At 71.5% G+C, this 24,923-nt stretch carries 2 protein-coding genes; both read left to right on the top strand.

The genetic code is table 11. The features are described from left to right. On the top strand, positions 1 to 13,347 hold the full coding sequence (locus BM393_RS09590) for a non-ribosomal peptide synthetase (protein ID WP_175538262.1): 13,347 nt from the start codon (positions 1 to 3) through the stop codon (positions 13,345 to 13,347). Beyond that, the gene (locus BM393_RS09595) at positions 13,348 to 24,897 is read left to right on the top strand and encodes a non-ribosomal peptide synthetase (protein ID WP_091724548.1); all 11,550 of its coding nucleotides are present in this window, start codon (positions 13,348 to 13,350) and stop codon (positions 24,895 to 24,897) included. Positions 24,898 to 24,923: the final 26 nt, after the last annotated feature.

A 24,923-nucleotide genomic window follows, 5' to 3' on the forward strand; every position in this document is an offset into this window, starting at 1 on the left:
ATGACCCTCCCGCCCGTGCCCGCCGCTGACGACCTGGGCGTCGCCGCGACGCCACCCACCGCCCGCGTCGCCGACGGCGAGGCGGTCCGTCTGTCGTTCACGCAGGAGCCGCTGTGGGTGCTGCAGCGCCTGGGCGAGCGCATGACCGCCTACAACCTGCCACGCGTCATGCGCCTGCGCGGCCCGCTGCGGGCCGAGGCCCTGCAGCGCGCCTTCGAGGCGGTGATCGCGCGCCACGCCATCCTGCGCACCCGCTTCCTCGAACGCGACGGCCTGCCGATGGCCGTGGCCGAGCCGCAGGTCGCGTTCACGCTCGGGCAGACGGATGTCTCGGCGCTCGCGCCGCAGGCGCGCGAGGAGGCGATCGCGCGCGAGGTGCAGGCCACGCTCCACCACGTCTTCGACCTGGCGGTCGCGCCGGCGATGGTGGCGCGGCTGCTGAAGCGGGGCGAGGACGACCACGTCCTGGTGCTGTGCCTGCATCACATCGTGTCGGATGCGTGGTCCAACCCGGTCTTCGCCGCCGACCTGTCGACGGCCTACGGCCTGGCGCTGCGGCAGGCCGGCCCGGTCCAGCTGCCACCGCTGCGCCTGCAGTACGCGGACCACGCGGTCCGCCAGCGCGAGACGCTGGCGCGCGGCGGGTTCGATCGCGCGCTCGCCCACTGGAACGCGCAGCTCGGCCCCGAGGTCCCGGTGCTGGCCTTGCCGACCGATGCGCCGCGTCCCGCGATGCCGTCGTTCCGCGGCACGTCGATCGACTTCGCGCTCGAGCCCGCACTGGAGGCCGCGCTGCGCCAGTTCTGCCGCGCCGAGCGCTGCACGCCCTTCGTCGTGCTGTTCGCCGCCTGGCAGCTGCTGCTGGCGCGTTTCGCGCGGCAGTCGGAATTCGCCGTCGGCGTGCCGCATGCGGGCCGCCAGGACGAGGAGGTCTTCGGCCTGATCGGCTTCTTCGTCAACACCCATGTCTATCGCGCCAGGCTCAAGCCCGAGCAGACCTTGCGGGCGCTGTGCCGCCAGATCCGGAGCGACGCGCTGGGCGCGATGTCGCATCCCGACCTGCCGCTGGACCTGCTGCTGGCCCAGCGCAACGAGCGCCGGGATCCGACGCGCTCGCCGCTGTTCCAGGTGCTCTTCGGCGTGCAGATGGGGGACCTGCCGGCGCTGGCCTTCGACGAGGTCACGGTCGAGTTCGTCGAGCAAGGGGACGTCAATGCGAAGTTCGACCTGTCGATGAATTTCCAGGTGGGCTCGGCGCGCGTTGGCGGCCGGCTCGCCTACAACACTGACCTGTTCGAGGCCGCGACGGCACGGCGGCTGGTCCGCGGCTGCGTGGCGATGCTGGAGACCATCGTGCGCGCGCCTGACCAGATCGTCGGGGCCGTCGGCCTGGCGGATGAGGACGATCTGCGGCGCCTCGCGGCTTGGGGCCTCGGTAAGCCTGCGCCAGTCCCCGTGGGCGCAACGGCGCTGACCGGCTCGTCTTTCGTGCCAGTGCATGAGCATGTTGCCCTGCACGCGCGACGCCATCCGCAGGCCACGGCGCTCGTCCAGGAGGACGACGCGCTGACCTGGTCAGCGCTGGATCGTCGTGTCGACGCGCTGGCGCGAAGGCTGCGTGATCGGAGCATCGGCGCCGACGCGCGCGTGGGCCTGGCCTTCGACCGCTCGATCCCGATGGTCGTCGCGATGCTTGGCGTGCTGCGCGCCGGCGCGGCGTTCGTGCCGCTGGATCCCGCGCTGCCGGCGGAGCGCCTGGATTTCCAACTGCGGGACAGCGGCGCGGCGCTGGTGATCGGCGACGGCGATCCGGTCTGGGCCCTCGGCGTGCCGACGATGCGGCTTCCGACCGACGACGACAACGACGCCGCCCTGGCCCGCTCATCGAGCGGAGCGACGGCCACGGCTACAGCCGCGGCCGTCCATCCGGACCAGGCGGCCTACTTGATCTACACCTCAGGATCGACCGGCCGCCCGAAGGGCGTCGTCGTCAGCCATGGCGCCTTGGGCAACTACCTCGACGGCGTGCTGCATCGGCTGCACATCGACGACCGCCTCTCAAGCATGGCCATGGTCTCGACGGTGGCCGCCGATCTCGGCCACACGGTGCTGTTCGGCGCCCTGCGCGCGGGGCTGACGCTGCACCTGATCTCCGCCGCGCGGGCGTTCGACCCGGATGCCTTCGCCGAGGTGATGCGGCGGGAATCGATCGACGTGCTCAAGATCACGCCCAGTCATCTGCAGGCCTTGCTCGGCGCCCGCGAGGCGGCGGACGCCTTGCCGCGTCACCGGCTGGTCCTGGGTGGCGAGGCCACGACCTGGGCGCTGCTGTCGCGCATCCAGGCGCTGCGGCCGACGCTGCGCGTCTTCAACCATTACGGCCCGACCGAGACCACCGTCGGCACGCTCACGCAGGACGCGGTGACCGCCGACCGATCGGCGGCGACGCTGCCGGTCGGCCGGCCGCTGCCCGGCACGGCGATGCGCGTGCTCGATGCCGACCTGCTGCCGGTGCCGCCGGGGCTGCCTGGCGAGTTGTATGTCGCCGGCCTGGGTCTGGCGCGCGGCTACCAGTCCCGGCCCGGACAGACGGCCGAGCGCTTCGTCGCCGATCCGTTCGACGAACGGGGCGGTCGTCTGTACCGCACCGGCGACCTGGTGCGCTGGACCGCCGATGGCCAGCTGGAGTACCTCGGCCGGGTCGACCATCAGGTCAAGGTGCGCGGTTTCCGCGTGGAGCTCGGCGAGGTCGAGGCGCAGCTGCGCGCCGACGAAGCGATCGCCGAGGCCGTCGTCGACGCCCAGGACGGGATCGGCGGCCTGCGGCTGGTGGCCTACGTCACCGGCCGCGACGGGATCCCGCCGGACCTGGCGGCGCTGCGCGAGCGCCTGTCGCGTGGGCTCACCGATGCGATGCTGCCGTCCGCCTTCGTCGTGATGGACGCGCTGCCGCTGACCCCCAACGGCAAGATCGACCGCCGCGCGCTGCCGGCGCCGGACCGGACCTCGTCCGAGGCGCACGAGCCGCCGCAAGGTCCGGTCGAGACCTCGATCGCCGCGGCCTGGGCCGAGGTGCTGGAGGTGCCGCGCGTGGGCCGCGGCGATCACTTCTTCGAACTGGGCGGGCATTCGCTGCTGGCGCTGCGCCTGGTCGAGCGGCTGCGTCGCGACGGCCACCGCGCGCAGGTGCGCCAGCTCTTCGCCCATCCGCGGCTGCAGGACTTCGCGCGGGCCCTCGCGATCGAGCCGGTCGAGTCGGAGTTGTTCGTTCCGCCCAACCGCATTCCCGCCGGTTGCGAGGCCCTCGCGCCGGAGATGCTGCCGCTGGTGTCGCTGACGCCGGACGAGATCCGCCGCGTCGAGGCGGCGGTGCCCGGCGGCGCCGCCAACATCCAGGACGTCTACCCGCTGGCGCCGCTGCAGGAAGGCATCCTGTTCCACCACCTGATGCAGGCCGACGGCGATGCCTACGTCACCTCGCGCGGCCTGGCCTTCGACAGCCGCGAGCGGCTGGAGCGCTTCGTCGCCCACCTCGACGCGGTGATCGCGCGGCACGACATCCTGCGGACCTCGGTCGTGTGGGAGGGCCTGCGGGAGCCGGTGCAGGTGGTGCATCGCTCGGCGCCGCTGCGGCTGCAGTGGCTGGACGGGGAGGGCGCCGTCGCCACTGCCGACGCCGAACACCGGCTGAAGGCGCATGTTCACCGGAGCCGGCTGCGCATCGACGTCCGCGAGGCGCCGATGATCCGCGCGACGGCCGTGGAGGTGGCCGCGGAGGTGGAGGTGGCCGCGGAGGCGCCGAGGGATTCGGCGGTGGGAGAGACCGATGGCGCGACGGCCGCGGGCGCGGCGCAGGGCAGGGCCAGCGCATCGGCTCGGACCGGCGCGCCTGGCCGCTGGCTGCTGCAGCTGTCGCGCCATCACCTGGTGTCCGACCACACCACGTTGGAGCGCATCGTCGAGGAGATCGGTCTGATGCAACGCGGCGCGGCCGCTGAGCTGCCGACGCCGGTGCCGTTCCGCGAGCAGGTCGCCCGCGCGCGCCTGGGGATGGGGCGCGAGGCTCACGAGGCCTTCTTCACCGCGCTGCTGCGCGACGTGGAGGAGCCGACAACGCCTTATGGGCTGATCGACGTGCGCGGCGATGGCACCAGCGTGCACGAGGCGCGGCGGACGCTCGACACCGCGCTGGCGGACCGGATCCGCCAGGAGGCGCGACGGCATGGCGTGGGCGCATCGGCGGTGTTCCACCTGGCCTGGTCGCTGGTGCTGGCGCGCGCGACCGGGCGCGATGACGTGGTCTTCGGCACGGTGCTGCTCGGCCGCATGCAGGCGGGGCGCGACGCCGGGCGCGCGCTGGGCCTGTTCATCAACACGCTGCCGCTGCGCCTACGGGTCGGGCCGCTGGGCGTCGCGGCGAGCCTGCGCTTGGCGCAGGCCGGACTGGCCGATCTGATGCGGCACGAGCACGCGCCGCTGTCGCTGGCGCAGCGCTGCAGCGGGTTGCCGGGCGGCACGCCGCTGTTCTCCGCGCTGCTGAACTACCGCCACAGCCGCCGCCAGCCGGTGAGCGCTGTGCTCGATGGGGACGGCGTGCGCTTGCTCGACGGCGAGGAGCGCACCAACTATCCCTTCGCGCTGTCGGTGGACGATTTCGGCGATGGCTTCGGGCTGGTGGCGCAGGTCGATCGGACGCTCGATGCCGAGGCCATCGGCGCGCAGGTGCTGGCCGCGGTCGAGGCGGTCACGCGCGCGCTGGCCGAAAAGCCCGATCAGCCCTTGTGCGAGCTCGGCGGTCTGGATCAGGCGGCGCTGTCGCAGTGGCACGCATGGAGCGGCGGCGATGCGATTCAGGCGGCCGTCGCCGCAGCGACTGCGACGTCATTGCGGGCGCCGACTCCGACCTCGGCATCGGCATCGGCAACGGCAACGGCAACGGCATCGGCATCAGTCCCTGCGTCGATCTCTGCGTCGATCTCTGCGACTGTCCCTGACCTCATCGAGCGGCAGGCCCACGCGCGGCCGGATGCGATCGCGGTGATCGCCAACGACGGCCGGCTCACTCGCGCGGAACTGGAGGCGCGCGCGAACCGCTTGGCGCGCCGGCTGATCGCGCGGGGCGTGACGTCGGAGTCACGCGTCGGACTCGCGCTGCCGCGTTCGCTCGACATGATCGTCGGCCTGCTGGCCATCCTGAAGGCCGGCGGCGCCTACGTGCCGCTGGACCCCTCGTATCCGTCGGCGCGCTTGCGCCACATGATCGAGGACAGCCGCATCGCGCTGCTGCTCACGCAGGCCGACGTCCTCGATCGCATGCCGATGTCCGAGGGCGTGCCGACGCTGTGTATCGATCAACCGGACGACCCCGACGCCTCGGCGTGCGACGAGTTGCCGCTTCCGGCGCTCGCGGCTGACCAGCTCGCCTACGTCATCTACACCTCCGGATCGACCGGCCGGCCCAAAGGCGTGGCCGTCGCGCACGGCCCGCTGGCCATGCACCTGCAGGCGATCGGCAAGCGGCTCGAGCTCACTCCCGGGGATCGCCTGCTGCAGTTCGCGTCGATCAGCTTCGACGCGGGCGGTTCGCAGTGGATGGCACCGCTGATCCACGGCGCGGCCGTCGTGCTGCTGCCGCGGGACGGTTGGTCGACCGAGGAGGTCGCCCGCACCGTCCGTCGCGAGGGCGTGACGGCGCTGCACTTGCCGCCGGCCTATCTGCGGCAGCTCGCGGCTGAGCATGCGGGCGGGGGACTGCCGGTGCGGCTGTGCATCGCCGGCGGCGAGGCCTGGTCCGCCGCCGACTTCCACGCGGCGCGCGACGCCTTCCTGCCGCGGCGCCTGGTGAATTCCTATGGCCCGACCGAGGCGGTGATCACGCCATGCGCCTGGGACGTTCCGGCCGAGGAGATCGATCGCCTCGGCGACCGGACGACCGTGCCGATCGGCCGCCCCGTCGGCGACCGGACCGCCCGCGTGCTCGACCGCCATCTGTCGCCATGCCCCGCCGGCGTGCCGGGCGAGCTCTATCTGGGCGGGACCGGCCTGGCGCGCGGCTACCTCGACCGCGCCGGCCTGACGGCCGAGCGCTTCGTCGCCGATCCGTTCGGCGCGCCGGGCTCGCGGCTGTATCGCACCGGCGACCTGGTGCGCTGGAGCGCCGACGGCGAGCTGGAGTACCTCGGTCGCATCGACCATCAGGTCAAGGTGCGCGGGTTCCGCATCGAGCTGGGCGAGGTCGAGGCCTCGCTCAAGGTCCTGCCGGAACTGCGCGACGCTGTGGTCGTCGCCGCACCGGGCGCGAGCGGCACGCGGCTCGTGGCCTATGTCGTCGCGAAAGAGGGCCGTGTGGCCGACCCGGCTGCGGTGATCGCTGAGGTCGCGCGGACGCTGCCCGACCACATGGTGCCGGCCGCGGTCGTCGTGCTGGAGGCCCTGCCGCTCAACCCGAACGGCAAGGTCGATCGGCGCGCGTTGCCTTCGCCGGAGCCGCAGGTCGCCGACGTGTTCGAGGCCCCTCGCGGAGAGATTGAAGCGGCCGTGGCGACTCTGTTCGCCGAGGTGCTGGGCTTGGCGCGGATCGGCCGCGGCGACAACTTCTTCGCCGCAGGCGGCGATTCGATCCTGAGTCTCAAGGTCGTCGCGTTGGGGCATCAGCGGGGCTGGCGCCTCCTGCCGCGGCATGTCTTCGAGCATCCGACGGTGGCGGCGCTCGCGCGCGTGGTAGCGGAGATCCACGCGGACACAGCGGGGGCTGCGATCGCGCCGTCCGTCGCGCCGGCCATCACCTCGAGCGTGCGGTCCGCCGTCGTGCCGCTGGGCGACGAGGCCCGTGCGGCCGGCCTGCTGCTGTCGTTCGCGCAGCAGCGTCAATGGTTCCTGTGGCAGCTGGATCCGGCCAGCACCGCGTATCACATCGCTGGCGCGCTGAACCTGCACGGCACGCTGGATGTCGACGCGCTGCGCACCAGCTTCGATTCGCTGGTGCGGCGGCACGAATCGCTGCGCACCGTCTTCCGGCTGGGCGAGGGGGGCGTGGTGGAGCAGCGAGTGCAAGCGCCCGGCACGGCCGGAGTGGCATTCACCCTGCTCGCCGACGAAGCGCAGGCGCGACGGCTCGTCCAGACGCCGTTCGACCTGACCACCGGTCCGCTGATCCGTGTCGGCCTGCTGCGGCAGGGCATCGATCGGCACCAACTGGTCGTCGTGATGCATCACATCGTGTCCGACGGCTGGTCGATGCGCGTCGTCGTGGACGAGGTCTTCGCGGACTACGCCGCCGCCGTGCGGGGCGAGGCAACGACGCTGGCGCCCTGGCCCATCCAGTACGCGGACTTCGCGGTGTGGCAGCGCCAGTGGCGCGCAGGGGCCGAGTGGCAGCGCCAGCTGGATTACTGGCGTGAGCGGCTCGGCGCGGAGCAGCCGGTGCTGCAGCTGCCGGCCGATCATCCGCGTCGGCCCGATGGCCGCTACCGGGCCGCGCGTCACGCCTGGACGCTGCCGCCGGCACTGTCGGCGCACCTGCGCCAACGCGCCCGCGACGAGGGCGCGACCCTGTTCATGGTGCTGCTGGCCGGCTTCCAGGCGGTGCTGAGCCGCTGGACCGCGCAGACCGAGATCCGCGTCGGCGTGCCCATTGCCAACCGCGACCGGCCGGAGATCGCGCCGGTGGTCGGCTTCTTCGTCAACACGCAGGTGCTGGACAACCGCATCGGCGCGCGGATGCCGCTGGCGCGGGTGCTGGCGCAGGCCCGCGAGGCCGCGATCGGCGCGCAAGCCCATCCGGACCTGCCGTTCGAGCAACTGGTCGAGGCGCTCCAGCCGGAGCGCACGCTGGGCGTGCATCCGCTGTTCCAGGTGATGTTCAACCACCTGCGCGGGGAGGACCTCACGGCGCGCCGGCTTCCGGGGCTCGAGATCGAGCCGGTCGCCCTGGCCGGGCGCGAAGCGCAGTTCGAGCTGACGCTGCACACGACCGAGCTGCGGACCGACGGCATCGAGGCGAGCTTCAGCTACGCCGCTGAGCTGTTCGAGGTCGACACGATCGAGCGCATGGCGGGGCATCTCGTGGCGATGCTGGAAGCGATCAGCGCGACGCCGGAGCGAGCCGTCGGGGATGTGACGCTGATGTCGTCGGAGGAGTTCGAGCGGCTGGAGCGGCTGAGTGTCAAGGGCGATGAGGTGGCGGACGCCGTGCCGATGCATCGGCTGATCGAGCGCCAAGCAGCGATCGATCCGCACGTACCGGCGCTGGTCTTTGGGCAGAGCACGCTGACTCGCGGTCAGCTCAATGAGCGCTCGAACCGACTCGCGCATCGCCTCATCGCGCTGGGCGTGCGACCGGACTCGCGCGTAGGGCTGGCCGTCGAGCGCTCGCTGGAGATGATGGTCGGCGTGCTGGCCATCCTCAAGGCCGGCGGCGCCTACGTGCCGCTCGACCCGGAGCTTCCCGCCGATCGGCTGGCCTACATGCTCGAGGACAGCGGCGTGTCGTTGGTGCTGACGCAGCCGCACCTGCGCGCGAAGCTGCCCGTCGGGGAGGGTGTCGATTTGGTCGACATAGACGCCGCGGAGAGTGCCGATGAACGCTTGGGCGCATCGCTCGCGAATCCCGAAGTCGAGGTCCACGGCGAGAACCTCGCCTACGTGATCTACACCTCCGGCTCGACGGGCCGGCCCAAAGGCGCGGCCAACCGCCACGTCGCGCTGCACAACCGGCTGGCCTGGATGCAGCGCGCCTACGCGCTGAGCGCGGCCGACACGGTGTTGCAGAAGACGCCGCTGAGCTTCGACGTCTCGGTGTGGGAACTGTTCTGGGCGCTGGCCGAAGGCGCTCGCTTGGCCATCGCGGCGCCCGGCGATCACCGCGATCCGCAGCGGCTGGTCGAGCTCATCAACGAGCACCAAGTCACCACGATCCACTTCGTGCCCTCGATGCTGCAGGCCTTCTTGGCGCACGACGGCGTGGAGGCCTGCACTTCGCTGCGCCGCGTCGTGTGCAGCGGCGAGGCGTTGCCGGCCGAGGCACAAGCCGCCGTGTTCCGACGCCTTCCGAAGGCGGAGCTCTACAACCTGTACGGTCCGACCGAAGCGGCCATCGACGTCACGCACTGGACCTGCCGGGACGACGGTCGCAGCCAAGTGCCGATCGGCGCGCCGATCACTGGCATCTCGACTTGGGTGCTCGATGGCGACCTCAACGCGGTGCCTCCCGGCGTGCCGGGCGAGCTGTACCTGGGAGGCATTGGCCTTGCGCGCGGTTATCACGACCGCGCCGGGCTCACGTCCGAGCGCTTCATCGCCAATCCGATGGCTGTCGACGGCAGCCGGCTCTATCGCACCGGAGACCTCGTGCGATGGAACGCCGAAGGGCAGCTCGACTACCTCGGCCGCATCGATCACCAAGTCAAGATCCGCGGCTTCCGGATCGAGCTGGGCGAGATCGAAGCGCAGCTGCTCGCGCAGCCCGGCGTGCGCGAGGCCGTGGTCGTGGCGCTGCAGGCGCCCACCGGCGCGAGGTTGGTGGCATACGTCTCTGCGCACGCGACGGCGTCCGCGCAGGCCGAAGCGACGGCGCCGCCCGACGGCGCACTCGACACCGAGGGCCTGCGCGAAGCGCTCGGCCGGACCTTGCCCGAGTACATGGTTCCCAGCGCTATCGTGGTGCTCGACACGCTGCCCCTGAACCCCAGCGGCAAGGTCGATCGCAAGGCGCTGCCGGCGCCGGATCTCCACACCGCATCGACAGCCGCCTACGAGGCACCGCAGGGCGAGGTCGAGACCGCCATCGCCGCGGTCTGGGCCGACGTGCTGGGCTTGCCGACCGACCAGGTCGGCCGCCGCGACAACTTCTTCTCGCTGGGCGGCCACTCGCTGCTGGCGCTGAAGGTGCTCGATCAACTGCGCGGCCGCGGCCTCCGCGCTCAGGTGCGGCAGTTGTTCCTCCATCCGGAGCTGGCGGCTTTTGCGCAGTCGATCGACCCACAGGCGGGCAGGGCCTCGGATTCGGCCATCGCCGCCGAAGCGGCCCGCTCAGCCGACGCGGCGCCGCTCGACATCGTCGTGCCTCCCAACTGCATCCCCGACGACTGCACCGAGATCCAGCCGGAGATGCTTACCCTGGTCGACCTCGACGCGGCCGCGATCCGCCGCATCGAAGCGGCGATCCCCGGCGGCGCGGCCAACATCCAGGACATCTACCCGCTGGCGCCGCTGCAGGAAGGCATCCTCTTCCACCACCTGCTGCAGCGCGACACCGACGCCTACGTGACCGCGCACCTGATGCGCTTCGACAGCGAAGCGCGGCTGCGCCGGTTCATCGACAGCTTCGATCGCGTCATCGCGCGCCACGACATCCTGCGCACCGCGATCCTGTGGGAGGGGTTGGACGAACCGCTGCAGGTCGTGTGCCGCGAGGCCCGCCTGGACATCGTCTGGCTCTCGCCGACGGACGGCCCGGTGGCCGAGCGCCTCGAGGCGCTGGGCCGACCCGGCTCCGGCCGCATCGACGTGCGACGTGCGCCGCTGCTGCGCGCCGTGGCCGGCTTCGACGCCGGCAGCGGTCGCTGGCTGCTGCAACTGTCCAGTCACCACCTGGTGACGGACCACAGCACGCTGGCCGGCGTCGTCGAGGAGATTGCGCTGATCCAGCAGGATCGCGAGGCCGAGCTGCCTGCACCGGTGCCGTTCCGGCGCTTCGTCGCGCACGCCCGCCTCAGCGTCAGCCGCGCCGAGCACGAGGCCTTCTTCGGCGCGATGCTGCGCGACGTGACCGAGCCCACCGTGCCCTTCGGCGTGGCCGATGTGCGAGGCGACGGGTCGCGGCTGCGACAGTCGCGACTGGCACTGCCTGCCGCGCTGGCCAGTCAGACGCGGCGCATGGCGCGTCAACAGGGCGTGGGTGTCGCGGCGCTGTTCCATCTCGCCTGGGCCCTGGTGCTGGGCCGCGCGAGCGGCCGGACCGACGTGGTCTTCGGCACCGTGCTGCTTGGCCGCCTGCAGGTCGACGACGGCGCGGCGCGCGCGCTGGGCCTGTCCATCAACACGCTGCCGCTGCGCCTGCGGGTCGGCGAACAGTCCGTCGCCGAGGGGCTGCGCGACGCCCACGCGGCGCTGTCCGCGCTGCTGCGTCATGAGCACGCCAGCCTGTCGCTGGCGCAGCGCTGCAGCGGACTGGTGGGCGGCACGCCGCTGTTCTCGGCGCTGCTGAACTACCGGCACGCCCACCGACGCCGCGACGCGTCCTCCGCCGCCTGGGACGGCATGGAGATCGATGCCGCCCAGGAACGATCGAACTATCCCTTCGGCCTGTCGGTGGACGACGACGGTGAAGGCTTCGGCCTCGTCGCGCAGGTGCATGAATCGCTGGATCCCGGCCAGGTCTGCGCGCTGATGCAGGCGGCTGTGACTTGCTTGGTCGATGCCTTGGCGCATCGGCCCGGGCAGGCCTTGTGCGCGCTGGACGTGCTGGACGACGCCTCGCGCGCGCGCCTGTCCCGCTGGGGCATCCCGACGCCGCGCTTCGACGGCACGCCGCCGGTGCCCCGCCTTGTCGAGCGTCAGGCTGTCGAGCGCCCTGACGCGGTGGCGCTCCTCTTCGGCGACGAGCAGCTCAGCTATGCGCAGTTCAACACCCGCGCCAACCGCCTGGCGCATCGCCTGATCGCGCTCGGCATCCGCCCCGAGGACCGCGTCGGCCTGGCCGTGCAGCGGTCGATGGACATGGTGGTTGCGCTGCTCGCCATCCTCAAGGCCGGCGCGGCCTACGTGCCGCTGGACCCGTCCTATCCGGCCGAGCGGCTGGCCTACATGGTCGAGGACAGCGGCATCCGGCTGCTGCTGACGCAGCAGGCGCTCGCGGCGCGGCTGCCGTCGACCGACGGCCTCGCGGTGCTGGCGCTGGACGGCGAGGACGCCTTCACCGGCGCCGAGTCCGATCCGGCCGTCGACATCCACCCGGAGCACCTGGCCTACGTCATCTACACCTCCGGTTCGACCGGACGGCCCAAGGGCGTGGCGGTCACGCACGGCCCGCTGGCGATGCACGTGCAATCGATCGGCGAGGTCTACGGCATGACGCCGGCCGACCGTGAACTGCAGTTCGCGTCCATCGCCTTCGACGGCGCGCACGAGCGCACCTGGGTGCCGCTGGCCTTCGGCGCTGCGCTGATGCCGCGTGACCAGGAGCTGTGGCCGGTAGAGCGCACCGCCGCCGAGATCGAGCGTCACGGCATCACCATCGCCTGCTTCACGCCGGGCTACCTGACGCAGATGGCCGAGCTGCTCGGCGAGGGCGGCAGCCAGCTGCCGATCCGGTCCTACACGGTCGGCGGCGAGGCGATGTCGCGCGCCAACCTCGACCTCGTGCAATCGGTGCTGAAGCCACCGCGCATCATCAACGGCTACGGCCCGACCGAGACCGTCATCACCCCGACCGTCGGAGTCGCGCTGGCGGGCGAGCGATTCGCCGCGCCTTACATGCCGATCGGCAAGCCGGTCGGGGACCGGCAGGCGCGGGTGCTCGACGCCGATCTCAATCTCTGCCCGCCTGGCGTGCCGGGCGAGCTCTACCTGAGCGGCGGTCTCGCGCGGGGTTACCTCGGCCGGCCCGGCGCCAGCGCCGAACGCTTCGTCGCCGATCCGTTCAACGGCACCGGCGGTCGGATGTACCGCACGGGCGACCTCGTCCGCTGGAACGAAGAAGGGCAGCTCGAATACCTCGGTCGCATCGACCACCAGGTGAAGGTGCGCGGCTTCCGCATCGAACTGGGCGAGGTGGAGTCGCAGCTGCGGCTGCAGGCGGGCGTGCGCGAGGCCGTCGCCGTCGCGGCCGAAGGGGCGGGGGGCGCGCGGCTGGTGGCCTATGTCTCCCCGCTCCCCGGCCAGGCGCTGGATCCGCGCGCGCTGCGGGAAGGTCTGGCCCGGGTGCTGCCGGACCACATGGTGCCGGGGCTCTTCATCGTGCTGGACGCGCTGCCGCTGAATCCCAACGGCAAGGTCGACCGCAAGGCGCTGCCCGCGCCGCAGGCCGATGCCGGACGCCCGCATGAGCCGCCGCGCGGCGAAACGGAGACGGCGCTCGCCGCGCTGTGGGCCGAGACGCTGGCCGTGGAGCGCGTCGGGCGCGACGACAACTTCTTCGAATTGGGTGGCCACTCGCTGGCCTTGATGAAGCTGCAGATGAAGGTGCAGCGGCGCTTTGGCGTGCAACTGCCGTTGCGCGCGTACTTCGAGAGCCCGACGCTCGCCGATGCCGCCGCGCGCGTGCAGCGCGAGAGCGAGGCGCTGGCCGCCGCGCAGGGCGCGGACCTCGATCGCATGGCCGCGCTGCTGGATACCTGGGAGAACTGAATGAGCACCCTCGACAAGAACGACACGGTCACGACGACCCACGCGGCCCCGGCCCAGGCTCCGACCGCACCGCCCGGCGATCCCCGGCGCGCGCTGGCCGAGCGCTTCGCGCGCCTGCCGGCGGAGAAGCAGCGGGGCTTCCTGCAGGCGCTCAAGGCGCAGGGGATCGACTTCGCGATGCTGCCCATCGTGCCGGCGCCGCTCGAGACGCGCCCGCTGTCGTTCGCGCAACTGCGGCAGTGGTTCCTGTGGACGCTGGATCGGACGAGCACCGCGTATCACTTGTCCGGCGCGCTGACGCTCGAGGGCGAGGTGGATGTCGTCGCGCTGCGCGACAGCTTCGCGGCGCTGGTGGAGCGCCATGAATCGCTGCGGACGAGCTTCCATGCGGATGCGCAGGGGCAGGTCGTCCAGCGGGTCCACGCCGCTGGCGACATCGGTTTCGGGTTGGAGATGATCGACCTGCAAGACGGCGAGGGCGGTGACGGCGGTGATGCGATCGAGGCCCGCACCCGCGCGCAGGTCCGCCGACTGGTCGACACGCCGTTCGACCTCGAGCGGGGCCCGCTGCTGCGGGTGGCCTTGCTGCGCCAGGGCGCGCGGCGGCAGGTGCTCGTCGTCGTGATGCATCACATCGTGTCGGACGCCTGGTCGATGAAGGTCATCGTCGACGAGTTCATCGCGCAGTACGGCGCCCGGGTCCGCGCCGAGACGCCGTCGATGACCGCGCTGCCCATCCAGTACGCCGACTACGCCGCGTGGCAGCGGCACTGGCTGGAGGCCGGTGAGCGGGAGCGGCAGCTGGCGTACTGGGTGGCGCAGCTCGGCGGCGAGCAGTCGGTGCTGCAGCTGCCGACGGATCGCCCGCGGCGGGCCGATGGGCGTTATCGGGCGGCGCAGCATGGCGTGGAGCTGCCGGCGGCGCTGGTACGGGGCCTGCGGGCGCGCGCGCAGGCGCAGGGGGCGACGCTGTTCATGGCGCTACTGGCTGCTTATCAGGCGGTGCTCGGCCGCCATGCGGGGCTGGCGGAGGTGCGCGTCGGCGTGCCGGTCGCCAACCGGCAGCGGGTCGAAACCGAAGGCGTGGTCGGCTTCTTCGTCAACACGCAGGTGCTGCGCAACCGCGTGGACGGACGCCGGTCGCTGGGCGAGGTACTCGATCAGGCGCGGGAGTCGGCCCTCGGCGCGCAGGCGCATCAGGATCTGCCGTTCGAGCAACTGGTGGATGCGCTGCAGCCTGAGCGCACGCTGGGCGTGCATCCGCTGTTCCAGGTGATGTTCAACCATGGCAGCGCGGGCGCGCAGGGGCCCATGGCGCTGCCCGGATTGCGATTGACGCCGTACGCGCTGGGGGAGCAGGCGGCCCAGTTCGAGTTGATGCTGACGACGACTGAGACCGCGGAGGGCACGGTGCGCGCGAGCTTCAGCTACGCGGCCGAGCTGTTCGAGCCGGCGGCGATCGAGCGGATGGCGGGGCATTTCGTGGCCATGCTGGAGGCGATCAGCGCGACGCCGGAGCGAGCCGTCGGGGACGTGGCGCTGATGTCGCCGGAGGAGCTCAAGCGGCTGGAGCGCCTGAGCGTCAATGGCGATGAGGTGGCGGAGGCCGTGCCGATGCACCGTCTCATCGAGCGCCAAGCGGCGATCGATCCGCATGCACCGGCGCTGGTTTTTGGGCAGAGCGCGCTGACTCGCGGTCAGCTCAATGCGCGTGCGAACCGCCTGGCGCATCGGCTCATCGCGCTGGGCGTGCGCCCGGACTCGCGCGTGGGACTGGCCGTCGAGCGCTCGTTGGAGATGATGATCGGCGTGCTGGCCATCCTGAAGGCCGGCGGCGCCTACGTGCCGCTGGACCCCGAGCTGCCCGCCGATCGATTGGCATACATGCTCGAAGACAGCGGCGTGGCGCTGGTGCTGACGCAGCCGCATCTGCACGCGAAGCTGCCGGTCGGCGAGCGCGTCGAGTTGGTCGACATCGACCCCGCGGAGAGCGCCGATGAACGTCTGAGCGCATCGCCAGCGAATCCCGACGTCGAGGTCCACGGCGAGAACCTCGCCTACGTGATTTACACCTCCGGCTCGACGGGGCGGCCGAAGGGCGCGGCCAACCGCCACGTCGCGTTGCACAACCGCTTGGCCTGGATGCAGCGAGCCTACGCGCTGAGCGCGGTCGACACGGTCCTACAGAAGACGCCGCTGAGCTTCGACGTCTCGGTGTGGGAACTGTTCTGGGCGCTGGCCGAAGGCGCTTGCTTGGCCATCGCGGCTCCGGGCGATCATCGCGATCCGCAGCGGTTGGTCGCGCTCATCAACGAGCACCAGGTCACCACGATCCACTTCGTGCCGTCGATGCTGCAGGCCTTCCTGGCCCATGACGGCGTGGAGGCTTGTACCTCTCTACGACGCATCGTTTGCAGCGGCGAAGCGTTGCCGGCCGAGGCGCAAGCCGCCGTGTTCCGCCGGCTTCCTAAGGCGGGCCTCTACAACCTGTACGGCCCCACCGAAGCGGCCATCGACGTCACGCACTGGACCTGCCGCGACGACGGCCGCAGCCAAGTGCCGATCGGCGCGCCGATCACCGGCATCTCGACGTGGGTGCTCGATGGCGACCTCAACGCGGTGCCTCCCGGCGTGCCGGGCGAGCTGTACCTGGGAGGAATCGGCTTGGCGCGCGGATATCACGACCGCGCCGGCCTGACCTCCGAGCGCTTCGTCGCCAATTCGATGGCCACCGACGGCAGCCGGCTCTATCGCACCGGCGACCTCGTGCGATGGAACGCCGAAGGGCAGCTCGACTACCTCGGCCGCATCGATCACCAAGTCAAGATCCGCGGCTTCCGGATCGAGCTGGGCGAGATCGAAGCGCAGTTGCTGGCGCAACCAGGCGTGCGCGAGGCCGTGGTCGTGGCGGTGCAAACGCCAACCGGCGCGCGGCTGGTCGCCTACATCTCGGCTCAGGCGGTCGCCCCGGTGCAGCCAGCAACGTCAGTGCAGCCCGGAACCTCCGTGCCGATGGGAGTGTCGACGCAGTCAGGGGGCGCGTTGGACACCGACCAGCTACGCGAGGCACTCGGCCGCAGCTTGCCCGAGTACATGGTCCCCAGCGCCATCGTCGTGCTCGACACGCTGCCGCTGAACCCCAGTGGCAAGGTCGATCGCAAGGCCCTGCCGGCGCCGCACCTCCATGCCAAGTCAGCAGCGGCCTACGAGGCCCCGCAGGGCGAGGCCGAAGCGACCATCGCGTCGATCTGGCGTGACCTGCTCGGCGTGGAGCGCGTCGGCCGGTGGGACAGCTTCTTCGAACTGGGCGGGCACTCGCTGCTCGCGATCCAGCTGCAGGCGAGACTGCGCCAGTGCGGTTGGCCATCGGAGATGCGGGCCTTGTTCCTTCATCCGCGACTCGCCGATTTCGCGTCAGCCGTGGCCCAGTCGGCGGGCGTGGCCGTCCCCATCGCAGACCCCGACGCCAATGCGGCGACCATCCCGGCCGGCTGCACCGCACTCGAGCCGGGCATGCTGCCGCTGGTTGAGCTCGACACGGCCGAGCTGCGGCGCATCGAGGCCGCGATCCCCGGTGGCGCGGCCAACATCCAGGACATCTACCCCCTCGCGCCGCTGCAGGAGGGCATGCTCTTCCATCATCTGATGCAGGAGCAGGGCGACGCCTATGTGATCTCGCTGCTGCTGCGCTTCGACGGCGAGGCACGGTTGACGCGTTTCATCGACGCGCTGAATCAGGTCATCGCGCGTCACGACATCCTGCGCACCGCCGTCGTGTGGGAGGGACTGCGCGAGCCGGTGCAGGTCGTCTGCCGCGCGGCGCCGCTCACCCTCGAATGGCTGCCGATCGATGAGGCCGACCGCGCCGCGGGCCGTGCCGCGGAGCGGCTGGCGGCTTACGTGGATCGCCGCGCCTTCCGCATCGACGTGCGCCGCGCGCCGATGGTGCGGGCCATCGCGGTCCACGATGCGCCCAGCGGCCAGTGGCTGCTGCAGCTGCCCAGCCATCACCTTGCGCTCGACCACACGGCCGAGAAGCTGATGATCGAGGAGATCGCGCTGATCCTGCAGCAGCGTCATGCCGAGTTGCCCAGGCCGGTGCCGTACCGCCGCTACGTGGCGCAGGCGCGCGCGGGCATGAGCGGGGACCAGCACGAGGCCTTCTTCCGGAAGATGCTGGGCGGCGTGGACGAAGTGACCGCGCCTTTCGGCCTCGCCGACGCGCGACTCGATGGAAGCGCGAACGAGGAGTCGCGCCTGACCTTGCCGGCGGCGCTCTCGATCGAGTTGCGCGAGCAGGCGCGTCGCCAGGGCGTGAGCGCGGCGACCTTGTTCCACCTCGCCTGGGCGCTGGTGCTGGCGCGCACGGCGGGGCGCGACGACGTGGTTTTCGGCACGGTGTTGTTCGGCCGCATGCAGGGCGGGGACGAGGCGCATCGTGCGATGGGCATGTTCATCAACACGCTGCCCTTGCGGGTCGAGCTGCGCGGGCGCAGCGTCGCGCAGGGCTTGCGGGAGACGCATGATCGCCTCACCGGCTTGTTGCACCACGAGCACGCGCCGCTGTCGCTGGCCCAGCGCTGCAGCGGGTTGCCGGGCGGCACGCCGCTGTTCTCCAGCCTGCTGAACTATCGCCATAGCGGTCCGCGCCGCGGCGAGGATGGTGCGGACGCGGTCTGGGATGGCATGACGCTGGTCGGCGCGAAGGAGCGGACCAACTATCCGTTCACGCTCTCGGTCAATGACCGCGGGGAGGTCTTCGAGCTGGTGTTGCAGGTCGAGCGCTCGGTGCGTGTGGCGCGGATGCAGGTTTATCTGGAAGCGGCCGTGCGCGGCATCGTCGACGCGCTGACTGCGGGCGGCGGGCAGGCCTTGCATGCGCTGAGCGTGATCGGGCCGGAGGAGGCTGCGACCCTGACGCGTTGGAGCGAGGTGCCGCCGTCTGCTGACGAGGCCGTGCCGATGCATCGGCTGATCGAACGCAAGGCGGCGATCGATCCGGATGCACCGGCGCTGGTCTTTGGGCAGAGCACGCTGACACGCGGTCAACTCAATGCGCGCGCGAACCGAATCGCGCATCGCCTCATCGCGCTGGGGGTGCGCCCGGACTCGCGCGTGGGACTGGCCGTCGATCGATCGATGGAGATGATGGTCGGCGTGCTGGCCATCCTCAAGGCCGGCGGCGCCTACGTGCCGCTCGACCCGGAGCTTCCCGCCGATCGGCTCGCCTACATGCTCGAAGACAGCGGCGTGTCGTTGGTTCTGACGCAGTCGCCTCTGCACGCGAAGCTGCCGGTCGGGCAGGGCGTCGAGCTGGTCGATATCGACGCGACCGTCGCCGCTCAGGCCTCGCAGGACACGCGCGGTCGCACCGACCGTGCGGCCGAAGCCGCCGATGAGGCGGTCAGCGATGGTGAGAGCGATGCATCGCTGGCGAATCCCAACGTCGAGATCCACGGCGAGAACCTCGCCTACGTGATCTACACCTCCGGCTCGACGGGGCGGCCAAAGGGCGCGGCCAACCGCCACGTCGCGTTGCACAACCGATTGGCCTGGATGCAGCGAGCCTACGCGCTAAGCGCGGCCGACACAGTGCTGCAGAAGACGCCGCTGAGCTTCGACGTCTCGGTGTGGGAGTTGTTCTGGGCGCTGGCCGAAGGCGCTCGCTTGGCCATCGCGGCGCCCGGCGATCACCGCGATCCGCAGCGGCTGGTCGAGCTCATCAACGAGCACCAGGTCACCACGATCCACTTCGTGCCCTCGATGCTGCAGGCCTTCCTGGCCCATGACGGCGTCGAGGCCTGCACCTCGCTACGGCGCATCGTGTGCAGCGGCGAAGCGCTGCCAGCCGAGGCGCAAGCCGCCGTGTTCCGCCGGCTTCCTAAGGCGGGCCTCTACAACCTCTACGGCCCCACCGAAGCGGCCATCGACGTCACGCACTGGACCTGCCGCGACGACGGCCGCAGCCAAGTGCCGATCGGCGCCCCGATCACCGGCATCTCGACTTGGGTGCTCGATGGCGACCTCAACGCGGTGCCTCCCGGCGTGCCGGGCGAGCTGTACCTGGGAGGCATTGGCCTTGCGCGCGGTTATCACGACCGCGCCGGGCTCACGTCCGAGCGCTTCATCGCCAATCCGATGGCCGTCGACGGCAGCCGGCTCTATCGCACCGGCGACTTGGTGCGATGGAATACCGAGGGTCAACTCGACTACCTCGGCCGTATCGACCACCAGGTCAAGATCCGCGGCTTCCGGATCGAGCTGGGCGAGATCGAAGCGCAGTTGCTAGCCCAGCCCGGCGTGCGCGAGGCCGTGGTCGTGGCGATGCAGACGCCCACCGGCGCGAGGTTGGTGGCATACGTCTCTGCGCACGCGACGGCGCTGGCGCAGCCCGGAGCGACGGTGCAGCGTGACGGTGCAATCGACACCGAAATCCTGCGCGAGGCGCTCAGCCGCAGCTTGCCCGAGTACATGGTCCCCAGCGCCATCGTCGTGCTCGACACGCTGCCGCTGAATCCCAGCGGCAAGGTCGATCGCAAGGCGTTGCCGGCCCCCGATCTCCATACCGCATCGGCAGCCGCCTACGAGGCACCACAGGGTGAGGTCGAGACCGCCATCGCCGCGGTCTGGGCCGACGTGCTCGACGTGGACATCAGCCGAGTGGGCCGCCACGACAACTTCTTCGAAGTCGGCGGAGATTCCATCCTCAGCCTGCAGATCATTGCCCGCCTGCGTCGCACCGGATGGCATCTGACGCCGCGGCAGATCTTCGAGTTGCAGACGATCGCCCGTCTCGGCGTTGCGGCGCAGCGGATCGACGACGGCGCGCCGGCAGCGCCCGATGCGGCATCACCGCTCGGTCGTCTCGACGACTTCCTCGATGCCGCCGCCATCGCCGCGCTGCCGATCGACCCCGCCTCGATCGAGGACGTCTACCCGCTGGTGCCGACGCAGGAAGGCATGCTGCTGCACTCGGTCGAGGCGCCGGACTCCGGCCTCTACGTGAACCAGCTGAACGTCGAGGTCCGCCACCTCGATCCCGATCGCCTGGAGGCGGCGTGGCGCGTGATGGTCGCGCGGCACGCGATGCTGCGCACCGCCGTGTTGTGGCAACCCGGCATGACGCGACCGCTGCAACTGGTGCTGCGCGAGGCGCCCAGCGCCATGACGCGACTGGACTGGTGCGGCGAGGCGGACACCGCGCGTCGCATCGCCGACTTCGCCCGCGCCGAGCTCACGCGCCCGATCGACTGGCTCCGCCCGCCGCTCTCGCGGGTCGCCGTGATCCAGCTGGACGAGGATCGCCACCAGCTCGTGTGGACCCGCCACCACCTGCTCTCCGACGGCTGGAGCGACGCCCGCCTGATGGCGGAATGGCTGCGCTGCTACGCCGGCGAGGCGCTGCCGTCGGCGCCGCCGCGCTATGGCGACTTCGTGCGCTGGCTGCAGCGGCAGGATGCCGGCGCGCCGCAGGCCTTCTGGACCGAGGCGCTTGCGGCCCTCGATGGCCCGACGCTGCTGGCCGAGTCCACCCGCGCCGCGCCCGGCCGCTCGGGCTTCGAGAAGCGCTACTCGCGTTTCGACGCCGCGCGGTCCGCGGCGCTGACGGCCTTCGCCCAGCGCGAGCGCGTGACGGTGAACACCCTGGTGCAGGCCGCCTGGGCCGTGCTGCTGCACCGGCACACCGGCCGCGACCGCGTGGTCTTCGGCGCCACCGTCGCGGGCCGTCCCGCCACGCTGCCGGGCGCGGAGGAGATGCTGGGCCTGTTCATCAACACCGTGCCGGTGCCGGTGACCTGGGACGCCAGCCAGCGGGTCGGCGACTACCTGCGCGCCGTGCAGGACACCAACCTGCGCCTGCGCGACCACGAGCACGCCGCGCTGGCCGACGTGCAGCGCTGGGCCGGCTCCTCCGGCCGGCCGCTGTTCGACAGCATCATCGTCTTCGAGAACGCACCGATCGACCGCGCGCTGCGGCAGCTCGGCCAGTACGGCCTCGAGTTCGACGAGATCGGTGGGGAAGGCTTGACCGGCTATGCGATGGACCTGCAGGTCGTCGCCGGCGACCGGCTGGTGATCGAGTACTGCTACAGCCGCCGCGATCTCGACGACGCCTTCGTCGAGGGGCTGCGCACCCAGATGGAGACGCTGCTGGACGGCATGGCCGCCGACCCGTCGGCGCCGCTGGGCGAGCTGCGCTGGCTGGACGCGCCGGCGGCACGGGCGCTGCGCGCGCTCGGGCAGGGCGGTGGTGGCCTGGTCGAGCCGCGGCCGGCGCCGGTGCATCGCCTGATCGAGCGCCAGGCCGCCACCCGCGGCGAGGCCATCGCGCTGCTGCTGGGCGACGAGGAACTGAGCTACGCCGAGCTGAACGCGCGGGCCAACCGGCTGGCCCACCACCTGGTCCGCCGCGGCCTGCCGCGCGACGCCCGCGTCGGCGTGGCGCTGGAGCGCTCGCTCGACAGCATCGTCGGCCTGCTGGCCGTGCTGAAGGCCGGCGCGGCCTACGTGCCGCTGGACCCGGCCTATCCGCCGGACCGGCTCGCCTTCATGCTGCAGGACAGCGGCGCCGCGCTGCTGCTGACGCAGCGCGGCCTGCGCGCACGACTGCCGGCGGTGCCGGGCCTCGAGGTCGTGACGATGGAGGAGGTCCGCGAGGCGACTGCGGCGACAGCGGCGGACGATGCCGCCAATCTCGCGCTCGCGGACCATCCCGACCACCTCGCCTATGTGATCTACACCTCCGGCTCGACCGGCTTGCCCAAGGGCGTGGCGGTGACGCACGGACCGCTGGCCATGCATTGCCTGGCCACGGCGGAGATCTACGGCATGAGCGCCGCTTCCTGCGAGCTGCACTTCATGTCCTTCTCCTTCGACGGGGCGCATGAGCGCTGGCTGACGCCGCTGTGCGTGGGCGCGGGCCTGGCCCTGCGCGACAACGAGCTGTGGACCGCCGAGCAGACCTGCGAGGCCCTGCATCGCTACGAGGTCACCAACGCCGCCTTCCCGCCGGCCTACCTCGGCCAGATCGCCGATTGGGCCGGCCTGCGCGGCGACGCGCCGCCGGTGGAGCTGTACGTCTTCGGCGGCGAGGCCATGCCCAAGGCCGCCTACGACAAGGTCTGCCGCCACCTGCGGCCGCGCACGCTGATCAACGGCTACGGCCCGACCGAGTGCGTCATCACGCCGCTGATCTGGAAGTCGGCCGCGAGCGAGGGCTTCGATTGCGCCTATGCGCCGATCGGCAAGCCGGTCGGGGACCGCGCGATCCATGTGCTCGACACCGACCTGCAGCCGGTGCCGGCGGGCGTCGTCGGCGAGCTCTACATCGGCGGATTCGGCCTCGCGCGCGGCTACCTGGGACGGGCCGGCCTGACCGCGCAGCGCTTCGTGGCCGACCCCTTCGACGCCGCCGGTGGCCGCCTGTACCGCACCGGCGACCTGGTCCGCTGGATGGAGGACGGCAACATCGAATACATCGGGCGCGCCGACCACCAAGTCAAGATCCGCGGTTTCCGCATCGAGCTGGGCGAGATCGAGACCTGCCTGTGCGAGGTGCCCGGCGTGCTGGAGGCGGCGGTCGTGGCGCGCGAGAGTCCGTCCGGCAAGCAGCTCGTGGCCTACGTCGTCGCGCTGCCGGATGTGAGCGAGGCGACGCTGCTGCCCCGACTGCGCCAGCGCATCGCCGAGCAGTTGCCGGAGCACATGGCGCCGGCTCATCTGGTCCTGCTGTCGCGACTGCCGCGCCTGATCAGCGGCAAGCTGGACCGCGCGGCGCTGCCCGATCCGGCGAGCTCGCACGATGGCGACTACCGCGCGCCGCGCACCGAGGTCGAGCAGCGGCTGGCGACGATCTGGCAGGAGGTGCTGGGGATCGAGCAGGTCGGCATCGGCGACAACTTCTTCGAGCTGGGCGGCGATTCCATCCTCAGCCTGCAGGTGATCTCGCGGGTGCGCAACGCCGGGCTGGGCTTCGAACTGCGGCTGCGCGACCTGATCCGCCATCAGACGATCGAGGGCCTGACGGCCGCCTTCGCTGCTGCCGGCTCGGCCACGGCGGGCGCTGCGGCCGCGTCGAACGCGACGGACGCGACGGACGCGACGGACGCGACGGATGCGTCGATGGTGATGTCGGCTGGCGGCTCGGTGAGCGCGGCGACGGGCTTGACCGGGAGCGTGTCGACGCCTCACGCCGCGGAAGGTGAAGTGCCGCTCACGCCGATCCAACGCTGGTTCTTCGAGCAGCCCATCCCGGCGCGTCATCACTACAACCAGTCGGTGATGTTGAGGGCGCCGACCTGGCTCGACGAGGACCGACTGCGACGCGTGATCGCGCTGCTCACCCAGCACCACGAGGGCCTGCGCCTGCGCTTCAACCAGGACGCCGATGGCCGATGGACACAGCGCTACGAGGACGCGTCGACCGTGGCGACGGCGACAGCTCCTGATCCGCGCTCCGACGTGCTGTGGAGTCACGAGGTCGCCAGCCCGGAGGACATCCGGCGCGAGGCCGACCGGGCCCAGCGAAGCCTCGACCTCGCGCGGGGCCCGCTGTGGCGGGTGCTGCACCTGCGGCATGTCGACGGCAGCGCGCGGCTGCTGATCGCCGTGCATCACCTGACGATCGACGGCGTGTCTTGGCGCGTGCTGCTGGAGGACCTGCAGGCCGCCTACCTGGCGCTGGTCGCCGGTACCGAGCCGGTGCTGCCCGCGCGTAGCGCGCCGTTCAAGGCCTGGGCGGAGCATCTGGCGCGCTGGGCGGGCTCGGAGGCGCTGGCCGCCGAGCTGCCGCACTGGCGGCGCGAGCTGGCCGCGATCCCCGACCTGCCGCGGGACGATCCGCAGGCCCCCGCCTGGATCCAGGACCGCCGCACCGCGGCGATGTCGCTGGACGCGGCGCTCACGCGGCAGCTGCTGCGCGTCGCGCCCGCGGCCTACGGCGGCGGCATCGATGCGCTGCTGCTGACCGCGCTCGGGCGGACGCTGTCCGCCTGGAGCGGCCATCCCGAGGCGCTGGTGCTGCTCGAGGGCCACGGCCGCGAAGGCGATGCGGCCGACATCGACCTCAGCCGCACCGTGGGCTGGTTCACGAGTGCCTATCCGGTCCGCCTGTCCGGCCACGACCAGCCGTGGGCGGCGGCGATCCCGGCGGTGTCCGGCCACCTGCGCGCGGTGCCGAACCGCGGTGTCGGCTTCGGCGTGCTGCGCCACCTGCATGCCGACGAGGCGGTGCGTGCGTCGCTGGCGGCGGTCCAGCCGGGAATCGCGTTCAACTACCTCGGCCAGCTGGACCAGACGCTGAGGGACGGCGCGGGCTTCAGCCGCGCGCGCGACTCCGGCGGCATGGCCCGCGACGAGCGCGGACCGCTGCCCTGCTGGATCGAGGTGATCGGCCAGGTGATGGACGGCGTGTTGACGATGAACTGGTCCTACAGCGACCGCATGTTCAAGCCGGCGACGATGGAGGCGCTGGCCGCAGGCTTCCGGGCGCAGTTGGTCGCGTTGATCGACCACTGCGTGGAAGTGGCGGGCCGCGCGGGGACGGCGTGAACGCGGAGATCCGGTGCCTCCCGGCA

This window comes from Mitsuaria sp. PDC51 (assembly GCF_900113225.1).
GTDB lineage: Bacteria > Pseudomonadota > Gammaproteobacteria > Burkholderiales > Burkholderiaceae_C > Roseateles.

Excerpts from the sequence above, each read along its gene's own strand:
- BM393_RS09595 (WP_091724548.1), top strand. The coding sequence starts at position 13,348 with ATGAGCACCCTCGACAAGAACGACACGGTCACGACGACCCACGCGGCC.
- BM393_RS09590 (WP_175538262.1), top strand. The coding sequence starts at position 1 with ATGACCCTCCCGCCCGTGCCCGCCGCTGACGACCTGGGCGTCGCCGCG.